Source organism: Shewanella sp. A22 (assembly GCF_053850585.1).
Genome location: NZ_JBSQBN010000018.1, coordinates 1 through 25,774, shown reverse-complemented (window position 1 = coordinate 25,774; position 25,774 = coordinate 1). Strand labels below are relative to the sequence as shown.

Here is a 25,774-nt window from a genome sequence, read left to right as displayed (position 1 = left end):
GATAATTTATATAAGGGAAGCTTTCCATGAGTATCGAAATTAAGGTACCCGTATTACCAGAATCTGTTGCTGATGCAACTATTGCTACTTGGCATGTTAAACCTGGTGAGCAGGTGACTCGAGATCAAAACTTAGTTGATATCGAGACTGATAAAGTTGTGTTAGAAGTGGTTGCACCAGAAGACGGTTCAATCTCTGAATTGTTATTCCAAGAAGGTGATACCGTTTTAGGCGAGCAAGTGATTGCAACGTTTGTAGCGGGTGTAGTGTCTGGTCAAGAAGTGACTAAAGCTGAAGCGTCAGCGCCTTCGGCTACGACCGCCACTGAAGTTGCTAACGATGAATCTAATGATGCATTAAGTCCTTCTGTTCGCCGTGTTATTGCGGAACATAATCTTGATGCCAGTAAAATTAAAGGTTCTGGTGTTGGCGGGCGTGTGACCAAGGATGATGTTGATGCATTTCTGAAGTCTGCTCCTGCTAAAGCCGCAGCGCCAGTTGCACCAGTTGCAACATTAGAAGGTCGCAGTGAGAAGCGTGTGCCAATGTCACGTCTTCGTAAAACTATTGCTTCACGCCTCCTAGAAGCTAAAAATTCAACGGCAATGTTAACAACGTTCAACGAAGTTAACATGAAGCCAATCATGGATATTCGTAAGCAATACCAGGATATCTTTGAAAAGCGTCACGGCATACGTTTAGGCTTTATGTCTTTCTATATTAAGGCAGTGACTGAAGCGTTAAAACGTTTTCCTGAAGTTAACGCTTCTATTGATGGTGATGACATTGTGTATCACAACTATTTTGATATCAGCATTGCAGTATCGACACCACGTGGCTTGGTTACACCAGTATTACGTGATACCGATACCATGAGCTTAGCCGAAATTGAAAAAGCGGTACGTGAACTCGCCATTAAAGGTCGTGATGGTAAGTTGTCTGTTGCCGATATGACCGGCGGCAATTTCACCGTGACAAATGGTGGTGTTTTCGGCTCACTAATGTCTACGCCCATTTTGAATTTGCCACAAAGTGCAATCTTAGGCATGCATGCCATTAAAGATCGCCCAATGGCTGTTAATGGTCAGGTTGAAATCCTGCCTATGATGTACCTAGCACTCTCTTACGATCACCGTATAGTTGATGGTCGTGAGTCAGTTGGATTCTTAGTCGCAATTAAAGACTTCTTAGAAGATCCAACTCGTCTGCTACTTGATTTATAAGTTAGTAGATAACCCCTCGTCGCTGGCTCATATTGAGCCAGTTGGATTTGATTAGAAGTATATGGATAGATCATCATGAATTTGCATGAGTATCAGGCAAAATCTTTATTTGCCGAATATGGTTTACCAGTCTCTGAAGGCTTTGCGTGTGATACTGCTCAAGAAGCAGTTGAAGCGGCTGGCCACATTGGCGGAAACTTATGGGTTGTTAAGTGTCAAGTACACGCAGGCGGCCGTGGTAAAGCTGGTGGCGTAAAAGTTACTGGTAGTAAAGACGAAATCAGAGCATTCGCTGAAAACTGGTTAGGCAAGAACTTAGTAACGTACCAAACTGACGCTAAAGGTCAGCCAGTTGCAAAAATTCTTGTTGAAAGCTGTACTGACATCGCCAATGAATTGTACTTAGGTGCAGTTGTTGATCGTAGCACGCGTCGCGTTGTGTTTATGGCATCAACAGAAGGTGGCGTTGAAATTGAAAAAGTGGCTGAAGAAACACCAGAACTTATTCATACTGCTATCATTGATCCGTTAACCGGTCCTCAAGCTTATCAAGCTCGTGATCTTGGCTTCAAGTTAGGTTTAAACCCAACTCAAATGAAGCAGTTCACTAAGATCTTTATGGGTCTTGCGAACATGTTCAACGATTTTGATTTTGCATTATTAGAAATCAACCCGCTGGTTATCACTACCGAAGGCAACCTTCATTGTTTAGATGGCAAAATTGGTATTGATGGCAACGCATTATTCCGCCAGCCTAAAATTAAAGCGATGCATGATCCATCACAAGATGATGCTCGTGAAGCCCACGCTGCTAAATTTGAATTAAACTATGTTGCTTTAGACGGTAACGTAGGTTGTATGGTTAACGGTGCAGGCCTAGCAATGGGTACAATGGACATCGTAAATCTACATGGTGGCAAGCCTGCTAACTTCTTAGACGTTGGCGGCGGAGCAACCAAAGAACGTGTTGCTGAAGCGTTTAAAATCATTCTTTCTGACAGTAATGTTAAAGCCGTATTAGTTAACATTTTTGGTGGTATCGTACGTTGCGATATGATCGCTGAAGGTATTATCGGTGCGGTTAAAGAAGTTGGCGTTAAAGTGCCAGTGGTTGTTCGTCTTGAAGGTACTAACGCCGAATTAGGTCGTGAAGTATTGGCTAAGTCAGGTCTTGATATCATCGCGGCGACAAGTCTAACTGACGCGGCTGAGCAAGTTGTTAAAGCTGCGGAGGGCAAATAATGTCTGTTTTAATTAACAAAGATACCAAGGTAATCTGTCAAGGTTTCACTGGTGGTCAGGGTACTTTCCACTCTGAACAGGCGATTGCTTATGGCACGCAAATGGTGGGTGGTGTTTCTCCTGGAAAAGGTGGTCAAACACATCTAGGTCTTCCAGTGTTTAACACTGTTAAAGACGCGGTAGCAGCAACTGGTGCAACAGCATCGGTTATCTATGTACCCGCCCCATTTTGTAAAGATGCTATCCTTGAAGCAATCGATGCTGGCATTGAGCTGATCGTTTGTATCACGGAAGGTATTCCAACACTTGATATGTTGCAAGTGAAGGTGAAGCTTGAAGAAACTGGCGTTCGCATGATCGGTCCTAATTGCCCAGGTGTAATCACTCCTGGTGAATGTAAGATTGGTATTATGCCTGGTCATATTCACAAACCAGGAAAAGTGGGTATTGTTTCTCGCTCTGGTACACTAACGTACGAAGCTGTTAAGCAAACTACTGATGAAGGTTTCGGCCAATCTACCTGTGTAGGTATTGGTGGTGATCCAATTCCTGGCACTAACTTCATCGACGTATTGGAAATGTTCCAAAACGATCCACAGACTGAAGCGATTGTGATGATCGGTGAAATTGGTGGTAATGCAGAAGAAGAAGCCGCTGAATATATCAAAGCTAATGTAACTAAGCCTGTAGTATCTTACATTGCTGGTGTAACAGCACCAGAAGGTAAGCGTATGGGCCATGCTGGCGCTATTATCGCTGGCGGTAAAGGTACTGCTGCTGATAAGTTTGCTGCTCTAGAAGCTGCTGGGGTCACTACTGTTCGCTCTTTAGCTGACATTGGTAAAGCACTGCGTACTAAAACTGGTTGGTAATATCAGTTGAGTTAATGAAAGGCGCCTTTAGGCTAATGCCGTTCACTTAAGGTGAGCGGCACTTTTTCTTTTTGCTACCGGATACTTGTTTTTACTGACTTTTAAGCAGCGTGGATAACTCCTCTCTCGCTTGCCTTCTAACTTAAATTGTTTGGCATTTCTTTCTATATCTAGGATCAGCTTAGGCACATTTCCTGGTGCATATAACGGCATATGGGTCAGTTTGTTGATGATATGAGAAGAAGCATCTCTAAAGCTAAGTTGATTTGGAAAGACACTTTTAAGGGATTTTGCCATCAAGATCATTTTGTATCTAACCAAATTATAAGCCAATAATAACCCCCATAATTCTTGGTGTATTAACTCAGGTAGATTACTTCTGAGCGTAAATCGACTTTCTAACAAGTACTGTTTCATCTCACGATAACCAAGTTCTATTTCCCACCGATGTGCATATAAATCAACTATTTCAGCACTCGGATATGCCATTGGGTCAAGCATCGAGCTGAGGATGCTTACTTGTTTTCCTTTCACCAGACGGGTGGTTAATCTCGCTTCTATTGTCAATGGAAGTTCAGGGCGCTTCTTTCTTGATTGTGGCGTGGTACTTAGCCTCACGAGTTTATCGTGCTTACCTAAGCTGCGAATTTCCTCATACTGAGTCCCTTTTTTTAACGGCAGCAACCAATGAGTATTTGCGCCTTTTGACCGCCAATCATGCAATAAACCTAAAGAGTAAAAGCCTTTATCAAATAGCGTCAGGCTACTATCGGGGACACGCTCGATGAGCTTGGCAGCTAAGTTCATTTCATTTTCTGCAACGCTGTCAAAGGCGCTATCAACGAGTAAATGGCTACTGAGCTCCATCATACAAACCATGCGTACTTGTGGGTAACCTGACTCACACGCTTTGTTTGCTGTACGCGCAAAGGCAGCACTGTTTTCTTTGGTTTCAGGCGTGCGCCATACCACGCCATCTACACCAAACAGATTCAACCCGCACCAATGTGGATGTTCAGCCCGTTGATGCCAAGTGGCAGCAGAACGATGAAATATATCGCGAACCACATTACTGCCTAGCTTTTTTCTTGCCTGTGTTACAGCGCTTCGAGCGACATAATCAACCTCTTGTGGCAATACAATATCGAGCTTATTAATCAATTGGCGTACGGATTCTGAGCGAAATAGAGACATGCCTATTACAGCCCAAATCATTGAGTCCATAGGGAGTTTACGTCGTCTTAGTGTCGCAACGCCGTTCGACTCAAGGCAAGATTGAATAATATCGGGTTCAAGGACATCAGCGAGAGATGAAAACTCAGTAAGGCGATTAATTGAAGTGCGAGCAAGGGCTTCAGAGAGTTCCATAAAAAAATCCGATAATAAAGATTATCGGATTTTCGCAGACTGAAAAGATCGGTCAACCGATCTGTTCAGATTTTATAGCATTACCGCTTAACTGATCGGCATTAGCCTAAGCTGCTATTTTTATTTTCGGTCTCGGAGTATTAAATGCGATAACGGGGTAGTCAAAACATCAATATGCTCGTTCAATCGTTTTATTCTTCGTCACAAGGTAAAGATTCTAACACATCATCTTTTACTTGATAGTAAGCATTTTCGTATTCATGAACTTCCATAATAACTCCAATCTTTTTAGGTCGTTTTGTAGGGGAAGGCCTGTCTTATTTTATTCAGCAGCATCATGTTACGTAACACTTAACATAACACCACACTGAATCTGGGGATGACATTTACCTTACAGAGAGAAGATTACCAATCACGTTCTTCTTGCTGGCGAGTATATCAATACTCGCCACACATTAAAATAAAAATTACAGAAAACTTTCAGTTACGTATGTTATTTGGTGCAAAAAATGAGAAAATAGCATTTTACCTAGGAAAAAACTGAAAGACTTTCAGTTTTCAATACACAGTCAATGCTATAAACATCGGCTGTGTATTGATTTATCGAGGTTAAACTTGGCTGATATGGTTGAGTATTCGCTTTTCCGATATAGGGTAAGCAGTACCAAGCACTTGAGCAAAACAGGATACCCGATACTCTTCTACCATCCAACGAGCTTCAATCAATGCTTCAGGGATGGGTTGTGAGCGTGGCACTTTGGTTAATTGTGCAGTTAATGCCTCTTGCACTTTATTAATACTGTGCATGTGTAATCGATCACGAGTTGGGTCAACCGGCAGCTTGTCTAGTCTATTTTCAATCGCTTTTAAATAACGGGCCACATCAGTTAATCGTTGCCAGCCACAGTCTTCCACAAATCCTTTATAAACAATGCTATCAAGTTGAGTTTGAATATCACTCATTGCAAAAGCGATGTCTAAGCTTATTTTGCCTTTCAAGCGTTTTTTAATGCGCTGGTAAATTGTTAAGATTTGTTCCACATTGAGAGAAATAAGCTCTGCAGTGGGATTCAGCTCTTGGCGAACCCAGTCTTTCGCTTGCTCAAATTGAGTTTCGTTGCGAATATCTAATTGTTTTTGATCTAATAACTGCTGTACCGCTGCATTAATGATGTCTTCAATCAATATTTGCACTTGCCCGAAGGGATTAAAATACATCGCTAATTTGGCTTTATTGGGCAGCGCTTGTTGCAAATGCTTAACCGGTGACGGAATATTGATCAATAATAAACGACGTAAGCCAACTCTATGATGACGCATGGCCTCATGCTCATCATCAAATAGCTTTATCGACACATCGGTTTTATTGTCAATTAAGGCCGGATAAGCTTTAACTTCATAATTACCTTTGCGTTGTTGATATTGCACAGGTAAATCACCAAACGACCATGTGGTTATCGCCTGCTGTTCAATACCTTTGTCGGCAACTTTACGAATCGCTTTGGCAACAACACCCTGTAATTGGCCTTTCAATGTTTCGAGATCGCGGCCTTGTGCAACTAAACGGCCTTGGTCATCTTCAATCTTGAAGTTCATTTTAAGATGTTCTGTCAATTGAGTTAAATCAAAATCATCTGCTGATATCCGCACACCACTCATGCGTAATAACTGCTTACACATGGAGTCAAGCATCGATAATTCAAATGGTTTCATTGCTTGGTAACAGGCTCTGGCATAATCTGGAGCAGGAACAAAATTCCGGCGTAAGTTTTTAGGTAAAGACTTAATCATGGCCACTAGCTTTTCTTCGCGTAATCCAGGTACTAGCCAGTCAAAATCACTGTCGTCAATTTGATTAATTAATGCCACGGGAATGTGAACCGACACCCCATCATCAACATTACCTGGTTCAAAGTGGTAACTGACTTTTAAAGCTAAATTGGCTTTATGCCACACATCAGGAAAGTCCAACTCTGAAATATGGTCAGCACTGCGTTGCATTAATAACGCTTGACTATAATCGAGTAGGTCTGGTGTTTGTTGACGAGCTTTTTTCCACCAGCTAAAAAACAATGGTGCGTTATAAATGCCTGCAGGTATCAGCGGCTCGTAAAAATCCACTAGAACTTGCTCATCGACCAAAATATCGCGACGACGGGATTTATGTTCTAGCGACTCAATGTCGTTAAGCAATTTTTGGTTATTAACAAAAAATGCTTCTTTTGTTTTTAGTTGCCCTTCAGCTAACGCGCTACGAACAAAGATTTCACGAGCTTCGACGGCATCAATTGGACCGTATTGTATCCGACGACGATTAACGATAGTTAAACCGTACAAAACTTGATTTTCAAGTGCGACTACACTGCCCGCTTTGGTTTCAAAATGTGGCTCTAAGTAGTTCTTTTTCACTAAATGCGATGCTAATGACTCTAACCATTCGGGTTCAATTTTGGCACAACAACGCGCAAACAAACGCGATGTTTCGGTTAACTCTGCCGCCATAATCCACTTAGGGCCTTTCTTGGCGAGTGGTGAACCGGGAAAGACAAAAAACTTACGATTACGAGCACCTAGATATTCGTTATTTTCGCCCTTAAAACCAATATGACTTAATAAACCGGCTAATAAGGCTTTGTGCAGTTGCTCGTAACTGGCAGTATTGTCAGTCACTCGCCATTTAAGATCATGCACAGCCTGTTTAACTTGGGTATATAAATCTTGCCATTCTCGCACACGTAAATAGGCTAAATATTCATCGCGGCATTGCTTCCTAAATTGACTAGCTGACAGCTCGCGTTTTTGATCTTTAACGTGATCCCATAACTTAACCCAACTGGCAAAGTCAGAGTCTTTATCGGCATAACGTCGATGGCACTCATCAGCAGCTTGTTTTTTATCAATGGGTCGTTCACGAGGATCTTGAATCGACAATCCTGAAGTAATTACTAATGCTTCGTGTAAACAACCTGATTTATTGGCTTCTATAACCATTCTAGCAAGTCGTGGATCCAGCGGTATTTTGGCTAAATCTTTACCCAGTGGTGTTAGGACTAAATCTCCACGGTGTTTTTTAACCGCTTGCAGCTCTTCAAGCAGTAAAAAACCATCACGAATATGTTTTTGATCAGGTGGTTGAATAAACGGAAAACCAGCAATATCACCTAACCCAATGGCCAACATTTGCAAAATAACTGAGGCTAAGTTGGTGCGTAGTATTTCAGGGTCGGTAAATTCAGGACGTTGAATAAAATCCATTTCATCGTATAAACGAATACAAATACCGGGTCCTACACGACCACAACGACCTTGACGTTGATTAGCACTGGCTTGTGAAATCGGCTCAATCGGCAAACGTTGTACTTTTGTGCGGTAGCTGTAACGGCTAATACGTGCAGTACCAGGGTCAATCACATAGCGAATACCAGGTACTGTTAACGAGGTCTCAGCCACATTGGTAGCCAATACGATGCGGCGACCGATATGACTTTTAAACACTTTAGATTGCTCACCATAAGATAAACGCGCATATAAAGGCAAGATTTCAGTATCTCGGTATTGCTGTTTTCGCAGTAAATCAGCGGTGTCACGAATTTCTCGCTCACCGTTCATAAAGATCAAAATATCACCGGGACCGGCAGCCATTAACTCATCAACAGCAGCAAAAATACCATCACTAACATCTAAATCTTCGTCACTGTCGCGCACTAACGGACGATAACGGGTGTCAACTTCAAAGGTTCGTCCTGAAACTTCAATAACAGGGGCATTATTAAAGTGCTTAGAGAAACGTTCAACATCAATAGTTGCGGATGTAATAATTACTTTTAAATCGGGGCGTTTTTTAAGAACCTGCTTCAGATACCCCAAAATAAAGTCAATATTAAGACTCCGTTCATGCGCTTCATCAATAATAATGGCATCGTACTGATTTAAAAATCGATCTGAGGTAAGTTCCGCTAACAAAATACCGTCGGTCATCAGTTTGATATAACTGTTGTCGCTCATTGCATCAGCAAAGCGGACTTTAAAGCCAACGACGTCACCTAATGGGCTATTAAGCTCATCAGCGATACGGTTAGCCACACTTCGCGCTGCAAGGCGCCGTGGCTGGGTGTGACCAATTAACCCTCGGGTACCTAACCCTAATTCAAGACAAATTTTGGGTAACTGAGTCGTTTTACCAGAGCCCGTTTCACCTGCAACTATCACCACTTGATGATTCACAATGGCAGAGGCAATATCGTCGCGCTTTTGCGATACAGGCAGTTCGTCAGGATAACTGATGCTAGGTCTAGACTGTAAGCGCTGTTGCGCTTTTGCATAGGCTTGTTTAGCAGCTTCAGCAAGCTGAGTTAATGATTGGGATTTTTTTTCAGACTCGGGTTCTTTATTAACACGATACAAACGACGACGAATTTTAGCCGCATCGGTTTGATAACAAAGATTGAGATACGCCTTGGATAGCGGGTGAAGGTCCGAATTCAAATCTGATTCCCTTGCTTACATCAAAAAAAGCGATCCTAGCAAGGAAAACAGTAGAATGGTATTGATTTTAACGATTGTTATGCTGGAGATAAGTAACACTGTTGCATGTAAATATTCATCGCCTTGAGTACATTAGTGCGATTTATAGTACCTATCACTTTTCCGTCACTTAATACTGGATAAATTTTGGGCTTAGCCCCTAACATTTGTTCGGCTAATGCTAAAATACTGTCATCTGGTTCAACCGTCAATACTGGGCTTTTCATGCAATCTTGAACAGTACTAGTCATGTCACAATGATAACTGCTTTTTAACATTACAGATAAACAATCTTGTTGAGACAAAAAACCAACTAACTTGCCACCACGGTCAACTACAGGCGCACCATTTTTATTACTGTCTAGCAATTTTTCAACGGCAATTGCCAGCGACATATCAGCGCTTAATAGTATTGGACGTCTATCCATATAATCTTTAATTTTTATTGAATCCATATTGTCCCCTAATGCGCCTTGATTAATGACGCGCTTAATAAATCTTATTAGTCAATCTGTGGTGAGCCAACATTCAAGCACTCACTTATTCAGTCTAGTCAATAATGGCTCAGTAGATAGAAAATAAAACCGATTACATTAATCGACATAGATTAAGAGGTTAATAGCCTAAGCGTTGATTGATGGCACCATCAACAGCTCACATCATCAAAACCCATCAGTATTTCACTTTAGCACATATGTCACACATCATTATTATCAGAACTTTTCGTGCAGACCAAACACAATAGCATCTATAGATGTCTTCGCTTCATCTCATACTGATACCCTGTGTCAGCAATTTGCAGTTTCATTGGTTGTCTATTTGCAGCTGGTAATGACTTTTTACGCCACCAAGAATGGTGTGGGATCTGATACAACATTCGCTGATGACACAAGGCAGAAACAGAACACAATTGTTAAATATAATTTATTCATGTTAGGCAAGCCCTTGAAAGTGGTTTATCTTTGTCATTATTTATGCAGATTATTTCACTCATATCATTGCCACTTTTATGCTTTGTAGCGACAATGGTCACCATCATCAATTTGAGAAAATTAGCTTAACTTGTCAACAAAATGCCTTAAATTTAGTCAATTCCTATTCTTATCGTTGGCCTTAGTGATGTCAGGCTATGCGCTGGCCGACAATAATTGGTTAACGATAAAAGTGACAGGCGTTAACAAAAAAATTGAACAGAATATTTTTGCTCATTTAGGCACATTGCCAGAAAACGATGTTCAACGGCGAGCCTTTTTATTCACCGTTGACAATAATACCCATGATGCACTCGAATCTCTTGGGTATTATCATGGGATTTTAGATATTGATGTTAAAGAGAATGACAATGGACCATGGGAACTAGACCTGAACATCACCCCTGGAGAGCCCGTAATAGTTCAATGGGTAGATATACGTTTTCAAGGTGAAATGCTTCAAGACAATACCTTTTCACAATGGCTTAATCGCCTGAAAATAAAACCTGGTGATACCTTAAACCACGGTGCATATGATTTAATAAAATCACAACTTATAACATTGGCATTAGCACGTGGTTATTTCGATGGACGATACACTAAAGCAGAAATTAACATCAACCGTGATGTAAATACCGCCCAAATTAACTTACAGTTTGATTCGGGAAAGCGGTATTTATTTGGTGATGTTAACTTTGAAGGTAGTACACTTAATAATGATATCGTTGAAGCATTAATTCCTTTTAACGCCGATGCGCCCTACGCCACTCAGCTACTAACCGAATTTAATCGAAACTTATTAGATACTGGTTACTTTAGTAATATCAAAGTATTACCGCAACTAAATAAAATCAACACTGGTTTGGTGCCAATTAAAGTTGAACTTACCCCGCGGCCTAGCCATCTCATCGAAGTGGGTTTAGGTGCAGATATTGGCAATAGCACTGAAAATACTGTCGATCCACGTGTACGAGTTACATGGAGAACTCCGCAAATTAACCGTTATGGTCATTATCAAGAAACCAGTGCAGAGTGGTCACCTGAAAGACCTAAGATTTTAACAACTTATACGATTCCATTAACCCATCCTTTGGACGATCAACTCAAAATCAAATTAGGATTATTACGTGACACATACGGCGTTACCCAAGATTATGATGCCGACAAACGTGAATTTAATAATACTGGACAGCTAGAATCTAAAAAGTACTTAATCGGCTTAACCCGCCAAAGGCGCTCTAAAAGTAATTGGTTACATGGTTATTCAATTGAATCAATTAGAGAGTTTTATAATCAACTCGATACCGATTATGATCCACGCTTTTATTTATTAAGCTACAACCTGACAAAAACCGTACGTGGAGACAACACATTAGATCCCAAATCTGGTTATCGTCAAACATACAGCATTGAATACGCAGATCCCTCTTTGGGTTCCACCATCCGCCTTGCCCGTTTACAAGCTCGATTTAAATGGGTCGATACCTTATTTGATAAGCACCGTTTTGTCGCAAGAATGGACTTAGCGGCCAATTTTTCTAGTAAAAATGATATAGATAATATTCCCCCTTCTTTACGTTATTTTGCTGGTGGGGATCAAAGTATACGAGGTTACAGTTATCAAGAATTAGGCCCTTATATCGACTATACCAACACAGATGGAGGCTTATCTCGACAAGTCGTCGGTGGGCGCTATTTGGCCATTGGCAGTGTAGAGTATCAATATTACCTTACCCCGACTTGGCGAGTTGCCACCTTTGTTGATGCCGGTAATGCTTTTGACACACAAAAGTTCGACCCGGTGATATCGGTTGGTGGTGGCCTTCACTGGATTTCACCCATTGGCCCGATCCGAATGGACTTAGGGTTTGGCTTAAAAGAAACCGAAACAGTGGCTCGCACATATCGTTTCCATTTAACCATGGGAACTGACTTATGATAGATAAACATACCGCATCAGCTCATAAAAAAGCACATGATTCAACTAGCCTATCCACAAAAATCTGGCGTAGCGTTAAGCTTTATACCCGAATACTGATTTATGTCCCTCTGGTGCTATTAATGTTATTTGCCATCATTATGGGCACGCCATTTGGCAGTAAAATGGGAGTCATGTTAGTCAACCAATTTGTCAGTGATATTGATGTAAAATATGGTTCTGGCACCTTAAATAGTGATATCACACTTGCTCACCTATCTTGGTCAATGCCTGGCATGAGTGTCGAGGCAGATAATTTAACTTTGGAATGGGTACCAACTTGCCTAATTAACAAGCAGCTTTGTATCACCAATCTCGTGGCATCGAGTATAAATGTAAACATTATCAGTGATGATATTCCTGTAACAACAAAAACCGGTATCGACGATCCCCTTGCCGAGCTTGAATTACCCATAGGCATTAATTTCAGCCATGCCCAGTTAGCCAATATTCATGTTGATATCAACGGTATGAAATTTCATGCCGACGATTTAGCGACACGAGCGATTTGGAATAGTGCAGGTCTTGTTGTCGATTCACTAACCAGTCAAGGCCTAATCGTCAATATTCCTGATACAACTTCAGCGGGCAAAGCACATCATCAAGTAGATAAAAAAACCACTACTCAATCCAATACCACCAAAGCAACGCCATGGCCTCTGGCTAATTTACCTCAGGTGTTTATGCCTTTCCCTGTCAATGTTAAACAATTTAATGCCACCAACAGCCAGCTCATTATTGGCAAACGTAAAGAGCATTTTAGCCATATCGCGTTAGCAGCCAGTTTTCATCAATTCCAACTTGGCATTACCCAACTAGACATTCAACATGATGATGGTGATGTTAGCGTTATCGGCGACATCAGTTTGCACGACCATTACCCTCTAACGATAAAACTACTGGTTAATATAGAAAGTCTGCCTGAACTGCCCGAACTTAAGCAGCAACAACTCCGTGTTGAGCTAACTCAAGATTTAAGCCAATTAAATATTAATGCCACCGCTAAAGGTAGCAATCATTTCAATCTTGCTGCTGACATTAATCTCACCACAGCAGCGCTCGAGTACCAAATCACACTTACTGATGCGGCATTACAGTGGCCCTTGAAAAACCCCCAATACACTAGCAACATTAGCCGTTTTACCAGTAAAGGTAATATTAAAGATCAAGTCGCACAGTTTAACGGGCAACTGACTTCACCTTACCACCCTACTTTGGCGATTATTGCTGATGTTGTTAACCGCGAGCAAATGCTCACCATCAATACACTCAATGTACAGTCAATTGCAGGAAATCTAGACCTCACAGGACAGCTATCATATAAAGATAAATTATCATGGCAAGCTAAGGTTCGTACCAATGATATGCAGTTGCAATACATTGATTATATTAATCAGCAGAGCGCTATCACAAGTCACTTCAGTGGCCACTTTAACAGCGCAGGCAGCATTGCAGATAAGCAATGGCAAGTGGCAATTCAAGACGCCAACTTAACGGGTCGTTTAAATGGTTACCCATTGAATCTACAAGGCGATATTTCTCTAAATCAAGATATTGCGATTAATGCGACAAATCTTCAAGCTAATGCACTTGGGGCTCAATTACTCATCAATGGTCAAGCCGACAAGACTTGGGACATCGATGCCGAACTGAGCGTTCCCGATGTCAGTCAGTGGCTAAAAGGCGGCCGTGGTACTATTTTTGCTAAAGTTGATGTTACAGGTAATAGTGCAGAGCCTATAGTGGATATTAATGCACAAATGAGTAAATTCAGTTATCAAGGCAGTAAAATTGATAACCTTGATTTACTTGCTAAGTATCGTCCTTATACACAGCATCAATATCGAATAGAACTGCGCAATAGCAATCTGGTATGGGACAGCTACAAGCTAACCGATATCGCATTCGTCAGTGAAGGTAATCAAGAGCAACAACACAGTAAACTCAATACTCAAGGTGATCTGGTCATCAATACACAGATGACCAGCAATAGTAATATCGATAAACAGCAATTCAATGCCACATTAACAGAATTCAATATTAGTAATGCACTTGGACAATGGCAGCAAGATAAACCCATTACTGCCAGCTGGGATCAACTCAACCAAAAAGGCAGTGTGAGCCGCTTTTGCTTAGTACATCCACACAATAAATTGTGCTTAATCAATGATGTTAGTTTGGGGCACACTGGCCAAGCTAATATCACTTTTACCGGAGACCCAGGTAAATCATTGGCATCTGTTTTGTCTAAAAAAATCTCCTGGAGCGGTGAAGCAGCGCTAACAAGCCAAGTTAATTGGGCTAAAGGTAAAAAGCCCACAGCTAATGTGCAGTTTACGCTTTTACCAGGAAACATTAAGTTAAGTCGTACCAAAAACAACACCATTAGCATCGACTACCAGCAGTTACTTTTACAAGCATCTCTTGATGAAAAGCAGATTAATAGCTCTTTGAGTTTTGATTCGTCCGGTATCGCCAGTTGGGAGAGTCAACTAAGCGTTAACATTACTCCCGATCACACCCTCCAAGGCACAATCAACGTTAATGAACTCAATCTGGCTCCTTTTGGAGAATTCTTCCCAAGGCTCGAAACTTTAGAAGGCATGTTATCCAGTCGATTAAATTTATCCGGTACTCTTATGGATCCGAGTGTATCGGGTAATATCAAACTCAATGACGGTGCATTTGCCTTATCAACAAATCCAACACTCATCGATAAACTCTACTTGTCGCTAGCATTAGATGGCCAACAAGGAGAACTCAATGGTCAATGGCAAATGGGTGAAGGACAAGTTAGCGCCAAAGGCTCCCTCGCTTGGCCACAAGGCAAATTTAGTGGTGACATGGATATTAAAGGCGAAAATTTAGCGGTAATTCAGCCACCGATGGCAATCTTAAATGTGTCTCCAGATATTAATATTACGTTTGATGAGCAACTATTGGCAATAAAAGGCAAAGTAAACGTGCCATCAGGACAAATAAAAATTACCCCATTAGCAGAAGGAGGCGTAGCAATATCAAACGACGTGGTATTTAACGATTCCGTCTCTGAACAAACGGTTAAAACAAGTCCGTACGCTATCAAAGCAGATCTGAATATCAATGTTGGTAATAACCTCACCATTGATGGTATGGGACTTAAAGGAAAACTAGAAGGTGACCTGGTACTACAACAACAAGCTTTTAAACCGCCAATGCTCTTTGGTGACATCAAAGTCAACAAAGGCACATATAAATTTATGGGGCAGACCTTAAGTATTAATACGGGCGAAGTTCAGTTTATTGGCCCAACAGCATTGCCTAACCTAAACATAGAAGCAACGAGAGAGATTAAAGAGAATGACATTACCGCAGGTGTTCGTGTGACAGGAACACCAATGCGTCCCGTTGTGACCTTGTTTTCTAATCCTGCAAAAGAGCAGGCTGAGGTGTTATCTTATATCCTGACAGGTAAAGGCTTTACCAGTACAACTAACCAACAAAGCAACTCATTAATGATGGGAGCCGCACTCAGTTTAGGTTCGCAATTTGATGGTGGTGCGATGAATAGCATTGGCAGTACAGCATCAGGTTTAATTGAAAAGTTTGGTTTTTCCAACGTACAACTTGATACCAACGACGACGGAAAAGTAGCTGTAAGTGGTTATATTGGAGAAGACTTGATGATTAAGTATGGCGTGGGCGTATTTAACCCTGGCTACGAGATGACAGTACGATACTATTTATTATCACAACTGTATTTAGAAAGTGTCTCGAGCACCTTAAGTCAATCTCTGGATATCTACTATAGCTTCGAAATTGATTAAGCCTTTATGCCAATGGGGATATAATCCAGTAAAAAGCCGTCACAAAAAAAGCGCCCTTAGGCGCTTTTTTATCAAATTAGCAATTATGCAAATTTAAAGTCAATATGTTCAACCAAAGGTTTGAAAACGTGACGTTGGATAGCTTGTGCACGAACTTTAATTTCTTTACCTTCTAAAACGATGGTTAAATCAGTTGTATAAAAGTCATCATTTAACTGGATGTTGATGATGTCTTTATGTGCAAACTTGATTGATACAGGCTCTTTACCTGGACCATATATTACTGCAGGAACTTTACCAGCATGACGTAGGCGGCGGCTCGAACCTTTCCCGATTTCAGTGCGGGTTTCTGCGTTGATTGTGTAAGACATAAGTCACTCACTTAATAATTAATAAAATATGAAGGCGTCATCATTTTCGACCAACGATGACTCAAATAAAGCGCGCGGATATTACCACAGCCATAACCAACCCACAAGTAGATTCATTACCCCCAACGCCTTACAGGGCCACAGTCAATATGTACAAACCCATCACGCGGATAAAATCCTACCCCGCCCAACTTGAGTGAAACTGCAGCATCGCGTAAATGCTTTGTTTTTACCCCTGGTAAAGCAATATCCATCGCCATACCTTTCATGTGATAACTTTTTTTGGCAACGCCATTGCTACGAGAAGCAAGCATCTGATTTGTTTTAGGTGAACGATAAGCTGAAATAACATTGATTTCATCATGATGATCTAATGTAAGTTGTAATTTATACAAATATTCGAATAACCGTTTATCAATAGGTGCGGCAACGTTCTGTCGATGATCACGCAATACTTGATTAAATTCGGTCAGAGTTTCAGGTTGATATTGACCATCAACCCAAAAACTTCCTTGGCTTCTTTCACCTGTATGCAGGTTATAAAAACGTAAATCTTTAACCCCTAGAGTAGAACGGCTTGCTTGCGCCGTATGAGGTAATAAGGTTGCCACAGCGGCTCCGCTTAAACCTAATAATAACTGTCGACGAGTGAGGCACTCTATTGTCATGTAAACACCACTTTAATTAACTGAATTTCGATATTTATCGGCTTTTAGAGCTCGATTTCATCTTCACAATGCAATTATGCCATTGTTGCTTTTTTATCCAACTGGCAAACAAATTAACCATTAATGCTGATAAATGCAAGTCTGCCTAAGTAAAGTGGAGGCTTAAACTCACGCGTATAGGTAATAGAGTGATGTAGCTCAAGCCCTTAGATAAAATATGATCTGCAATTAACTTTTCTTCATCAACTAAGTTTTTACACAATGCCTTTACTATTGACGTGATGACCCAATAGGCAAATCGATTCCGCAAGTACCGACCAATAAGTGGCACCTTTAGATGGGACAATCATTTTCGAAATGATGTTATTCCACTAGATTTAATTTAATTTCTTGCAATGATGGCAACATCTCAGTGCCATCACTTTATTGACGAACTTAGCTGTTGAGTTAACGCCACGCATTCAAAGCTCTCCATCATCCAACGGCGATATTGGCAGTTGTAACAAGAACGCAGTTCATCATCGATTTGCTCATCTTCATCATCGGCGGTAAATAAGTCACATTGCTGCGCGACTGTTCTAGCAGCCACATATTGACCCAATCCAGCCTTAAATACCCATCGAGATCCATTTTGTTGAAACTCGTTCTTTGTCCATGTTTGATTCATTCTGTTCCTCAAGATTGATCAATAATGCTGTAAAACTTGCTTACTGACATTTCGCCACACATCCACATCTCGATGTACTAATAATACAAACTTGTGTTCAAGGTATACTGCTTTCACTTTACCTTTAAGTTGAACCCTTTCATCAAGTTTGAGGTGATACTGGTCAGTGCTCACCACGGCATCAAGTCCTGTCTGAGTCAGAATATCCGCTACACTCTGCTCAAGTGGAACATCATCAAGTTGGCCTAATCTAATTTTCCCTTTAACACGTCCATCACAGCCCATTAAACGCAAACCTAAACCTGCTAATGCGCCAATCACGCCCTGTCCCGTTCCGCCGTGTTCGGTCAAACTGAGATTCATTTTTTCAGCCAATGCATAAGCGGTATCTTTTGTGATAACTTCTGACTTAGCCTTACGGCCAAAGTCTATTAATATTGATACGTCATTGGCAGAGTCTAGGTTAAGGATCGCAATGCCTGGATCCGCAGCGGGAGCGGATTCCGAAACTAAATGAGCAACGGCATGTCGAAGAATTTCATCTTGAGACAACGGCGAACACAACGAAAAGCACATTGAACTATTATGTGAAGTATAAGGTATGTCGGGATGCACAAATAATTGATGGCGCGTAATAAAAGAGGCTTTCCCCCCTGAAATGTCAGCAAGAATTTGCGCGATTTCTTCAGCAATCTCGCCAGTCCCTTTAGTCCCTATATCATCGGTATCGTCGATACTAATCAGCCAATTGTTCATTTTCTATCCTAATTTTTTGTTAATTTATTCAAAATTTATCACTTTTTAATAAGTCATGGGCTTTAAGCCTCGCGAGAACAGGTGGCACTAACAATGACCCTAATATGGCAAAAAAACCGCCCTTAAATATACTGATTATCCATTGGAAAAAGACAATATCCAGCGCCATACCAGCAAGCATATTAGATAGGGCAACTTTTCCTGCCCAAGCAATACAACCACACATACCTAAAATAACGCAGCGCCAATGAAGGTTCATACTTAGGGGTAACAGTAAGGCAACCAAATCCATGGTAATAGCGGGCAATATAAACTTAAGCAGGATCATCGGGCCGCCCTTACCTATACCCAGCGCCATGGCAACAAATCCAGCAATAGCACCACAAGCTGTAATACTGCCAAAACGACCTAATACGCCATAACAGATCAAATAGAAAAAGCATGTAAAGAACATAGTGTGGCCTGACAAACCAATTTTGAGCCTTAATAACCCCGTTAATACCACCAACAAGGTTGCACAAAAGCCTACAAATAAAGAATCTTGCAGACTCAAAGAATGTTTTTTATTCATCATTGTCTCTCGGTGAATGCCAATGTGTCGGTTGCTGATATTGACCAAAATGGCGGCTCTTAGCCGCGACCGCCATTTGGTGAGATAATTTTAACAATAAGATGAGTACAGGAAAGAGCACGCAATAAACGAGTTCTGGCCAATTTTTGGGGTTACGCAGAGCTTTTGGGGTGATACGTGCGCCTCGCAGGCACTGGATCTGATATATTTCACGGATTTCTTCTAACATGTAAGGCAACAAACTTAGCGAAGCCGCGACAACAAAGGCCCATTTTCGAGGTAAAAATGCACTTAACACTTGACCAATACGCTCGGAAGCTACTGTAATACAAAGCCACCAACTTGGGATCGTTGCCAATAAAATGCGCGCCACCACCACAGATCCTTGAACCAAAGATGCTGTACCGTAGAGCATCAAATACAAACTAAGGGTAAAAATAAGTTGTATTAATCCAAATCTGATGACCCCATAAATATTGCCACGGCATATCAAACCATGTATTACTAATAGCGCATTTATGCCTGCCAGAAAAACTAATAACGACGCAGGCAATACAAAAGCACAAGCAGATAACACGCATACTAATATTAATGACATTGCACATATCGCGGTGTCCCGCTGTTCAAAGCCCAGCCCACTTAGCCATGGAATTCGAAACTTCAGTCTCTTAGATTTCATATTTAGCTTCCATGCCAATGGACTCTTCCTGTAACAATCCATTACGAATATTTAATTGTCGCGAAACAGCATGATGCTTAATGCTTCGATGACTACTGAGAAAAATAACGCTCCCTTTCGATTTTAAACGTTCTAACAAGTACCACACCTTGCTGTAGTAATATTTATCCATTCCCGCAAGAGGATCATCTAATAGCAACACTTTAGGTTGTAAACATGCTAATGATGCCAAGGCAATTAAATGTTGCTGACCATAGGATAATGTATGTGGCGACAAACGAGCTAATGATGACAATGCTAGATCATCTAACATCTGCGTCGCGCGACTTTCTGGGAGGTTAAAACGTTTTAGGCTAAATTGCATTTCTGCTAACACGTTCGTTTCAAATAACTGGCGACTTGGTCTTTGCATTAAAAAACCGAATGCAGATCCATACACACCCAGTTTTGGGGCTCGTTGTAATACAGTAATAGGCAGTGGCGGCTTCAAACTTAGCACCCCTGCTAACGTTTTCAATAAGCTGGTTTTCCCCGAGCCATTGTCACCAATTAACGTAACAATTTCGCCAGCATGTAACTCAAAACCTTGTGGACAGGTAAATAACGTTGAGCAACCATCAAAACTAAACTCAAACGCATCGGCGCAGACAAGTGCATCAACCATTGTGCTAACTCCCAACCTGCTTTGTTGCGACTCGAGTTGCGGTTGTGAATGGTAGTTTACATCGTTTGCGGCAGATAAATGACCGGCTTCAACCTGCCAGTAATATTGAATAATGTCTGAGAATGCATGAGGGTTATGTTCTACCAACACCAGCGCCATACCGTCTTGTATAAGATGATATAACACGGTCAACAGTTCGCTTACGCCACGGTCATCTAATTGTGCCCAAGGCTCATCTAATAAAAGTAGATTGGGCTCGCACACCAACTGAGAAGCTATCATAAGTCGGTATTTTTGACCTAAAGAAAGGGTGTTAACTTTAGTGTCGAGATGCATATGTAACCCAACGCGCTGCAATGCTAATTGAACTTTGGGTAACATATCTTCGCTGGCGACACCGATATTTTCTAAGGTAAAGGCAACCTCTGCACCAACAGTATTACGTAATATTTGAGTTTGTGGGTCTTGAGTAACAAGGCCCACGAGAAGTTGAGATTTAGTCCAAATTTTACCATCATGCTGGTGTGTTAACACACCAGCAAGCAAATTTAATAAACTGGATTTCCCTGAGCCTGTTGGTCCACTCACACAATGACATTGGCCAGAGCCGATCGTCAAATCGACATCTTGCAATACCATAGGAAAATGGCGTCCATAGCTAAAACTAACGCCTTTGAGCTCAAGTAATTTAATATTATATCTGCCAGTTCACACCAATAAAGACTTGTCGTCCCGCCTGCGGCAAGGATTCACTCTGATAGTAATTTTCATCCAAAAGATTAGTCGAACGAAGGTATAAGTCTAACGTCTGATCAATCAGCGGATAAGCGAGATTAACGTCAACTAATGTATAATTATCAAGTGACTGTTGCTGATATTGACTCTTACCATTCACTTTTACCTTCGCCGCATATACTTGATCTAATATACGCTCAACATTTACATTCATCTTGATTTGCAGCGGAAGCACATAGTTCACCTGCCAACGCAGTTGATGTCGAGGGCGATACTGTAACGAATCTAAAGTGTCATCTCCTTCCATTTCCTCTGAATCAAGGAAACTGTAGGAGAAACTTACATCCAACGCATCAATGCTATTGTTATTAATTTGAAAATCAATCCCTTTAAATTTATAGCGATCCATATTTTGGTAAAAGTCATCGTTATCTTTGGCAATATAATTTTTTGCATCTGTGTAATAACCATAAAGCGAAAAATCAGTCTCCCATGGCAAATCCTGCTCTAAACCAAGCTCTATATGCTTAGACTCTTCTGCTTCTAAATCACGGTTGCCAGATGATAATGAATACAGGTTTTCCATTGACGGAAAACGCACTTTACGAGCGACACTCAAACTTAGGCGAGAGTCTTGAGCAACTTGCCAATAACTCGACGCCATAGCAGAGTAGTTATCGTCAGTACGGTCTGAGTTATCAAGAGAATGAAAAGCTGCGCCAAAAGTAAATCCATACTGCAGATCAGAATGATACTGATATTCAGCCGCCGCAGTATATAACCAAGCAGAGTCATCAATGTTTGCAGGGTCGTCAATAGCTACTGTGGATTCCCAGCTTTGCTCTTCTGCGATGACAGACGTTGTTAACAAACCTATATCTTGCAAATCTGTAATCAGCTGTAAATTAATCCCTTGGACAACTGAACTGCTATCTTGAGATTCCTTTGTTTCGAGATAGGTTTCATCTTTATAAGTAGCTTCTAAAGTATCAGTCTGATTGTGATAACCAAAACCGCGTAAAATAAACCTATCGTTAAACTCGTGAGCTAAGCCAAGTTGAATGGTATGAGCATCATAATCATCAACACGCTCAAATTTCACCTTACCTGAGCCAGTACCATCACGGGAAGGCTTGCCCCACTCCCCACTACGTAAAGCCATGTTAGTCATTAACTGTGTCTTGTCTGATAACCAATAACTACCCTGAGCATAAACATTGGTGACTTCCTTATCAGAATTGGCGCGTAAATTGTCATCTTGATACGTTGTAGGCTCAAAATCATCAGACATAGGAAAACCATCAGTTTGCTGACGACTAACACTCACTAAGCCCTGCCAATCAACTCCCGAACCAGCAGCACTAACGTCACCATTAAAAGTATCATTCTCACCCGATTCAAGACGACCAGATAATGCAGGGGCAGTATTACCTTGCTTGGTAATAATATTAATTACGCCGCCAGCCCCACTTGGGCCATAAAGTACCGACGTCGGACCAACAGACACTTCTACAGATGCAATTTGGCTTGTAGGAATAACACTAGGATTAAACTGCCCATCGCCAGCACTCTCCATAGGTACACCATTTACCAGTAACGTGACATGTCGCGTTTTAAAACCACGAATATCAACTCTAGGAGTTCCATCGCCCCCCACACGGATATATACACCAGGCACATTTTTTAGCACTTGCTCTAGCGTCTGGGCGCCTGAAACACGAATGTCTTCATCATTGATGCTCCAATGAGTTGTGGCCATATCTCTAGGTTCGGCCCCGTCGCCATGGACAACAATCACTTCATTCACATTAAGTAAAGGGTCACGGGTGATCTCATCAGCCTGAACGGCAAAACAAAGGCTCAAAGCCAACGTTAAAGATGACACTCTAAAGGTGGTGTTTCTGGGAAACATATTATTACTGCCATGTCTATAATTTAAATGTTGTGACATATTAAGCAGTTACCTACCAACATCAATTACAAATCAGCCCATAGCAGACTTAGATCAAACAATAGAAAAATACATGACCGACATCACAAACCAAGTTTAACAAACCATTAAATAAATCATTACAACCGGCTTCGTTTATATTAATAGCGGGGAACATCAATTGGTTAAAGTACAACATAAACAATGCATTATACGAATTTAATATCTTTAGCTAACATAGATTATCTTTTGATACCGCCAAAATTAAAAGGTAAAACCTTGTCAATACAACAAAGGACAAATTAGAGAAAAATAGATTACATTTTGGTTGTGGCCTACCTATCCCCCTCCATAAGATTGAATACCGATAAATTAACAGATTGAATATCTCTTCTGTGAGGATTCATTGTGACGAGTTACCAATTAACATCTAACAACTAACTTGTAACAACAAGCAGTGGTGTCACCAATGAGTATTTTGTACTGGCTGATGTTATTGTACAGGCTCTTTAAAGTTCAACTGATGACTTAATAAGGTGGTCGATTCGGCTGGCGTTAACTGGTAAATATCATCACGATACTGAGCAACGTGTTGTTCATCCACCCAAGCTCGCCAATACACCATGTGTACAGGTAAAGATGACGATAAGGCAAACCATTGCGTTTGGTTATAATTAGACTGCAAACGCTCCCAAGTACGTTTATCAATCACCAAGTGTTTGGCAAACCAATCTGCCAGTTGCTGCACTTTCTCGATACGAACACAACCCGATGATAAATCTCGTTCAACGCGAGTAAACATTTCTGGGGTTGGCGTGTCATGTAAATACACACTTTGATCATTATTAAAATGAAATTTATAGCGGCCTAATGCATTGCCACCGCCAGGGCGTTGCACCACTCTATAAGGAAATGTCCCTGCTGCGGCTTGTTGCCATTGTTGAGGCGTTTTATCAACACGCACGCCTTCTCTATCAAATACATCAAAATGCCTTTCGGCAAAGTAATTACCATTTAATTTAATTTGCGGCAGAATGTCTAAGCGTAATAACTGTCTAGGTACGGTCCAAGTTGGGTTAATCACAACATTTGAAATTTGGCCTGTCATCAATGGCGTTTGCCGATAAGACTTACCCACAATCACTTTAGATGACAACACCACTTGATTATTATCTACTAACACCATTTGAAAAGCGGGAATATTAATCAGCAAATATGGCTGAGGTAATTGGCTTAGATACGCCGTTTTTTCAACAAAACTTTTTGCCGTTAAAGCGGCGAGTTGTTGCGGAGTTTGATTTAACCAGAATAAGGTTTTAGGGCCTATTACGGCATCAGATTTTAAACCATGACGAGACTGAAAACGCTTCACACTTTGTGCTAAAGCCGGCTTATAAACCACTTCATCATGGTACTCGGTTGCATCACCTAATAACCATAAGCGTTGGCCGATTTGCTTAATGCTAGAATGCCCGTCACCCGGTCTCAATAAGCCACCGGGTTCAATAGCAGACCAATCTTGAGTTTCCGCTAACCACATTAATTTACGCAAAGCATTAATTACCCCAAGGTAATCATCTACGCTAGGTTCTAAAGCAATATTTTTCTCTAACAATGAGGTGTTGTCGTCGAGTAAATCATAGGCCAGCGGCACGTGCTTATTATGCCAAAACTCAGCAACACTAAGTTGTATTTTGCCAATATATTCTAATTTTTTAGCCGCCGAACCAGTTTGTAATATCGCTAAGTATTGTGCACGCTGAGCACTTGGCTCAGCCAAATACTGTAATTGCAGATGCTGAGTCAAATTAACGTATTGCTCTTGAGTGCTGGCCAAAACAAATGGCGACATACACAAAAGTAATATGCCCAAAAGACTCAAGTTGAAAGACTGCATCGGTTTATTAAACATACTGCCCCCCATTTGCCTCGTTACCTTAATACTGTCACGTTTATCAAACAAGAGAAATGCATAACGTTATTATGGCAAATAATAAACAAAGTTGAACGACAAACATTAACATCAAATACTCTCTAGGCGAGCAATATTCAATCAGTTATATAAAAAATAATCACTTAACATTAATTTATTGATAGACAACTAGGAATGCTGATGTCGAGTTGATATAAAGAGGCGCTTAAAGCACTGACGCGGTAATATCACCCATGAATAAAAAGCAACTCATTCAATCAATGGCCACTAAAATGGGCATATCTCAAGTTCAAACTAAACAACAGCTTGAACAAATATTAGCGGTTATCCATCAAGGTTTAACTGAAGGTGAAAAAATTTATATTCCTCAATTTGGCACCTTCGAATTACGTTTCTATCTGCCTAAAACCGGTCGCAACCCACAAACAGATGAAGCGATAGAGATTGAGGGTTTTAACCAACCTAGTTTCAAAGCATCACCGGGATTAAAAGCGTTAATTAACAATTAACAATTAACCCAGGATATAGAATGTTTTGTGGCGAGAGGCTACAACTGTAGTTAACCTATTTCACTCAACACCCAGCCACTTCAGTCAAAAAAAGCCGCGGAGCAAATCAGCAGGACAACCTTTAGGCAGATCGCTTTTATCACTGTCACCAATTCTGCGGTTGTTACCATTCACAACCCTATTTCAGACGTAAAAAAGCCCCAACTAATGTTGAGGCTTTTTTACACCACTCTCTATTGCTAGAGATGATAATGGTACCCGAGGCCAGACTATTCTTGATAACAAAAAGTGGCGCGCCTAATGCTCA

Annotated in this window: 18 protein-coding genes; 6 read left to right on the top strand and 12 right to left on the bottom strand. The window is 41.0% G+C overall.

All coding sequences use genetic code 11. The annotated features are described in order from the left end of the window. Positions 1 to 26 precede the first annotated feature (26 nt). From odhB to sucD, 3 genes are all read left to right on the top strand, one after another. Positions 27 to 1,223: a 2-oxoglutarate dehydrogenase complex dihydrolipoyllysine-residue succinyltransferase gene (odhB, locus tag ACWXWT_RS05325; RefSeq protein ID WP_456040581.1), complete on the top strand. Its 1,197-nt coding sequence runs from the start codon at positions 27 to 29 to the stop codon at positions 1,221 to 1,223. A gap of 75 nt (positions 1,224 to 1,298) precedes the next feature. Next, entirely contained in the window at positions 1,299 to 2,465 is a 1,167-nt protein-coding gene (gene sucC, locus ACWXWT_RS05320) for an ADP-forming succinate--CoA ligase subunit beta (protein WP_456040580.1), read from the top strand. Next, entirely contained in the window at positions 2,465 to 3,337 is an 873-nt protein-coding gene (sucD, locus tag ACWXWT_RS05315) for a succinate--CoA ligase subunit alpha (RefSeq protein ID WP_456040579.1), read from the top strand. Before sucC ends, sucD begins: the two co-directional genes overlap by 1 nt. 42 nt (positions 3,338 to 3,379) lie before the next feature. Here the strand turns inward: sucD and ACWXWT_RS05310 are convergent, their stop codons facing one another. The 3 genes from ACWXWT_RS05310 to ACWXWT_RS05300 form a co-directional block, all read right to left on the bottom strand. Beyond that, the gene (locus ACWXWT_RS05310; RefSeq protein WP_456040578.1) at positions 3,380 to 4,705 is read right to left on the bottom strand and encodes an IS4 family transposase; all 1,326 of its coding nucleotides are present in this window, start codon (positions 4,703 to 4,705) and stop codon (positions 3,380 to 3,382) included. A gap of 609 nt (positions 4,706 to 5,314) precedes the next feature. Then, positions 5,315 to 9,190, bottom strand: a complete 3,876-nt coding sequence (gene hrpA, locus ACWXWT_RS05305) for an ATP-dependent RNA helicase HrpA (RefSeq protein ID WP_456040577.1) — start codon at positions 9,188 to 9,190, stop codon at positions 5,315 to 5,317. 77 nt (positions 9,191 to 9,267) lie between these two features. Beyond that, the gene (locus ACWXWT_RS05300; protein WP_456040576.1) at positions 9,268 to 9,684 is read right to left on the bottom strand and encodes a CBS domain-containing protein; all 417 of its coding nucleotides are present in this window, start codon (positions 9,682 to 9,684) and stop codon (positions 9,268 to 9,270) included. A 664-nt stretch (positions 9,685 to 10,348) separates the two neighbouring features. Here ACWXWT_RS05300 and ACWXWT_RS05295 point away from each other — a divergent pair. After that, on the top strand, positions 10,349 to 12,139 hold the full coding sequence (locus tag ACWXWT_RS05295) for an autotransporter assembly complex protein TamA (RefSeq protein ID WP_456040575.1): 1,791 nt from the start codon (positions 10,349 to 10,351) through the stop codon (positions 12,137 to 12,139). After that, positions 12,136 to 15,984 carry an autotransporter assembly complex protein TamB gene (tamB, locus tag ACWXWT_RS05290; protein WP_456040574.1) on the top strand — a complete coding sequence of 1,283 codons (3,849 nt, stop codon included), beginning with the start codon at positions 12,136 to 12,138 and terminating at the stop codon, positions 15,982 to 15,984. Before ACWXWT_RS05295 ends, tamB begins: the two co-directional genes overlap by 4 nt. Positions 15,985 to 16,067: 83 nt before the next feature. Here the strand turns inward: tamB and rplY are convergent, their stop codons facing one another. From rplY to ACWXWT_RS05245, 9 genes are all read right to left on the bottom strand, one after another. Next, a complete protein-coding gene (gene rplY, locus ACWXWT_RS05285; RefSeq protein ID WP_456040573.1) occupies positions 16,068 to 16,355 on the bottom strand; it encodes a 50S ribosomal protein L25 in 288 nt (95 codons plus the stop codon). Between the two features lie 116 nt (positions 16,356 to 16,471). Further along, entirely contained in the window at positions 16,472 to 17,023 is a 552-nt protein-coding gene (locus tag ACWXWT_RS05280) for a DUF882 domain-containing protein (RefSeq protein WP_456040572.1), read from the bottom strand. A gap of 418 nt (positions 17,024 to 17,441) precedes the next feature. Continuing rightward, entirely contained in the window at positions 17,442 to 17,690 is a 249-nt protein-coding gene (locus tag ACWXWT_RS05275) for a hypothetical protein (protein WP_456040571.1), read from the bottom strand. 18 nt (positions 17,691 to 17,708) lie between these two features. After that, complete coding sequence (locus ACWXWT_RS05270; RefSeq protein WP_456040570.1) at positions 17,709 to 18,446, bottom strand: DNA-binding protein; 738 nt, start codon at positions 18,444 to 18,446, stop codon at positions 17,709 to 17,711. A gap of 28 nt (positions 18,447 to 18,474) precedes the next feature. Continuing rightward, complete coding sequence (locus ACWXWT_RS05265) at positions 18,475 to 19,017, bottom strand: core component of ECF transporter (protein ID WP_456040595.1); 543 nt, start codon at positions 19,015 to 19,017, stop codon at positions 18,475 to 18,477. Then, positions 19,010 to 19,696: an energy-coupling factor transporter transmembrane component T gene (locus ACWXWT_RS05260; RefSeq protein WP_456040569.1), complete on the bottom strand. Its 687-nt coding sequence runs from the start codon at positions 19,694 to 19,696 to the stop codon at positions 19,010 to 19,012. The genes ACWXWT_RS05265 and ACWXWT_RS05260 overlap by 8 nt, the downstream gene beginning before the upstream one ends. Continuing rightward, positions 19,686 to 21,053 carry an ATP-binding cassette domain-containing protein gene (locus ACWXWT_RS05255; protein WP_456040594.1) on the bottom strand — a complete coding sequence of 456 codons (1,368 nt, stop codon included), beginning with the start codon at positions 21,051 to 21,053 and terminating at the stop codon, positions 19,686 to 19,688. The genes ACWXWT_RS05260 and ACWXWT_RS05255 overlap by 11 nt, the downstream gene beginning before the upstream one ends. A 1-nt stretch (position 21,054) precedes the next feature. Continuing rightward, complete coding sequence (locus ACWXWT_RS05250; RefSeq protein ID WP_456040568.1) at positions 21,055 to 23,007, bottom strand: TonB-dependent receptor plug domain-containing protein; 1,953 nt, start codon at positions 23,005 to 23,007, stop codon at positions 21,055 to 21,057. A 511-nt stretch (positions 23,008 to 23,518) separates the two neighbouring features. Further along, positions 23,519 to 24,937: a L,D-transpeptidase family protein gene (locus ACWXWT_RS05245; protein WP_456040567.1), complete on the bottom strand. Its 1,419-nt coding sequence runs from the start codon at positions 24,935 to 24,937 to the stop codon at positions 23,519 to 23,521. A gap of 254 nt (positions 24,938 to 25,191) precedes the next feature. On the opposite strand from ACWXWT_RS05245, the gene ACWXWT_RS05240 reads away from it, so the two are divergent. Then, positions 25,192 to 25,467 carry an HU family DNA-binding protein gene (locus ACWXWT_RS05240; RefSeq protein ID WP_456040566.1) on the top strand — a complete coding sequence of 92 codons (276 nt, stop codon included), beginning with the start codon at positions 25,192 to 25,194 and terminating at the stop codon, positions 25,465 to 25,467. Positions 25,468 to 25,774 lie beyond the last annotated feature (307 nt).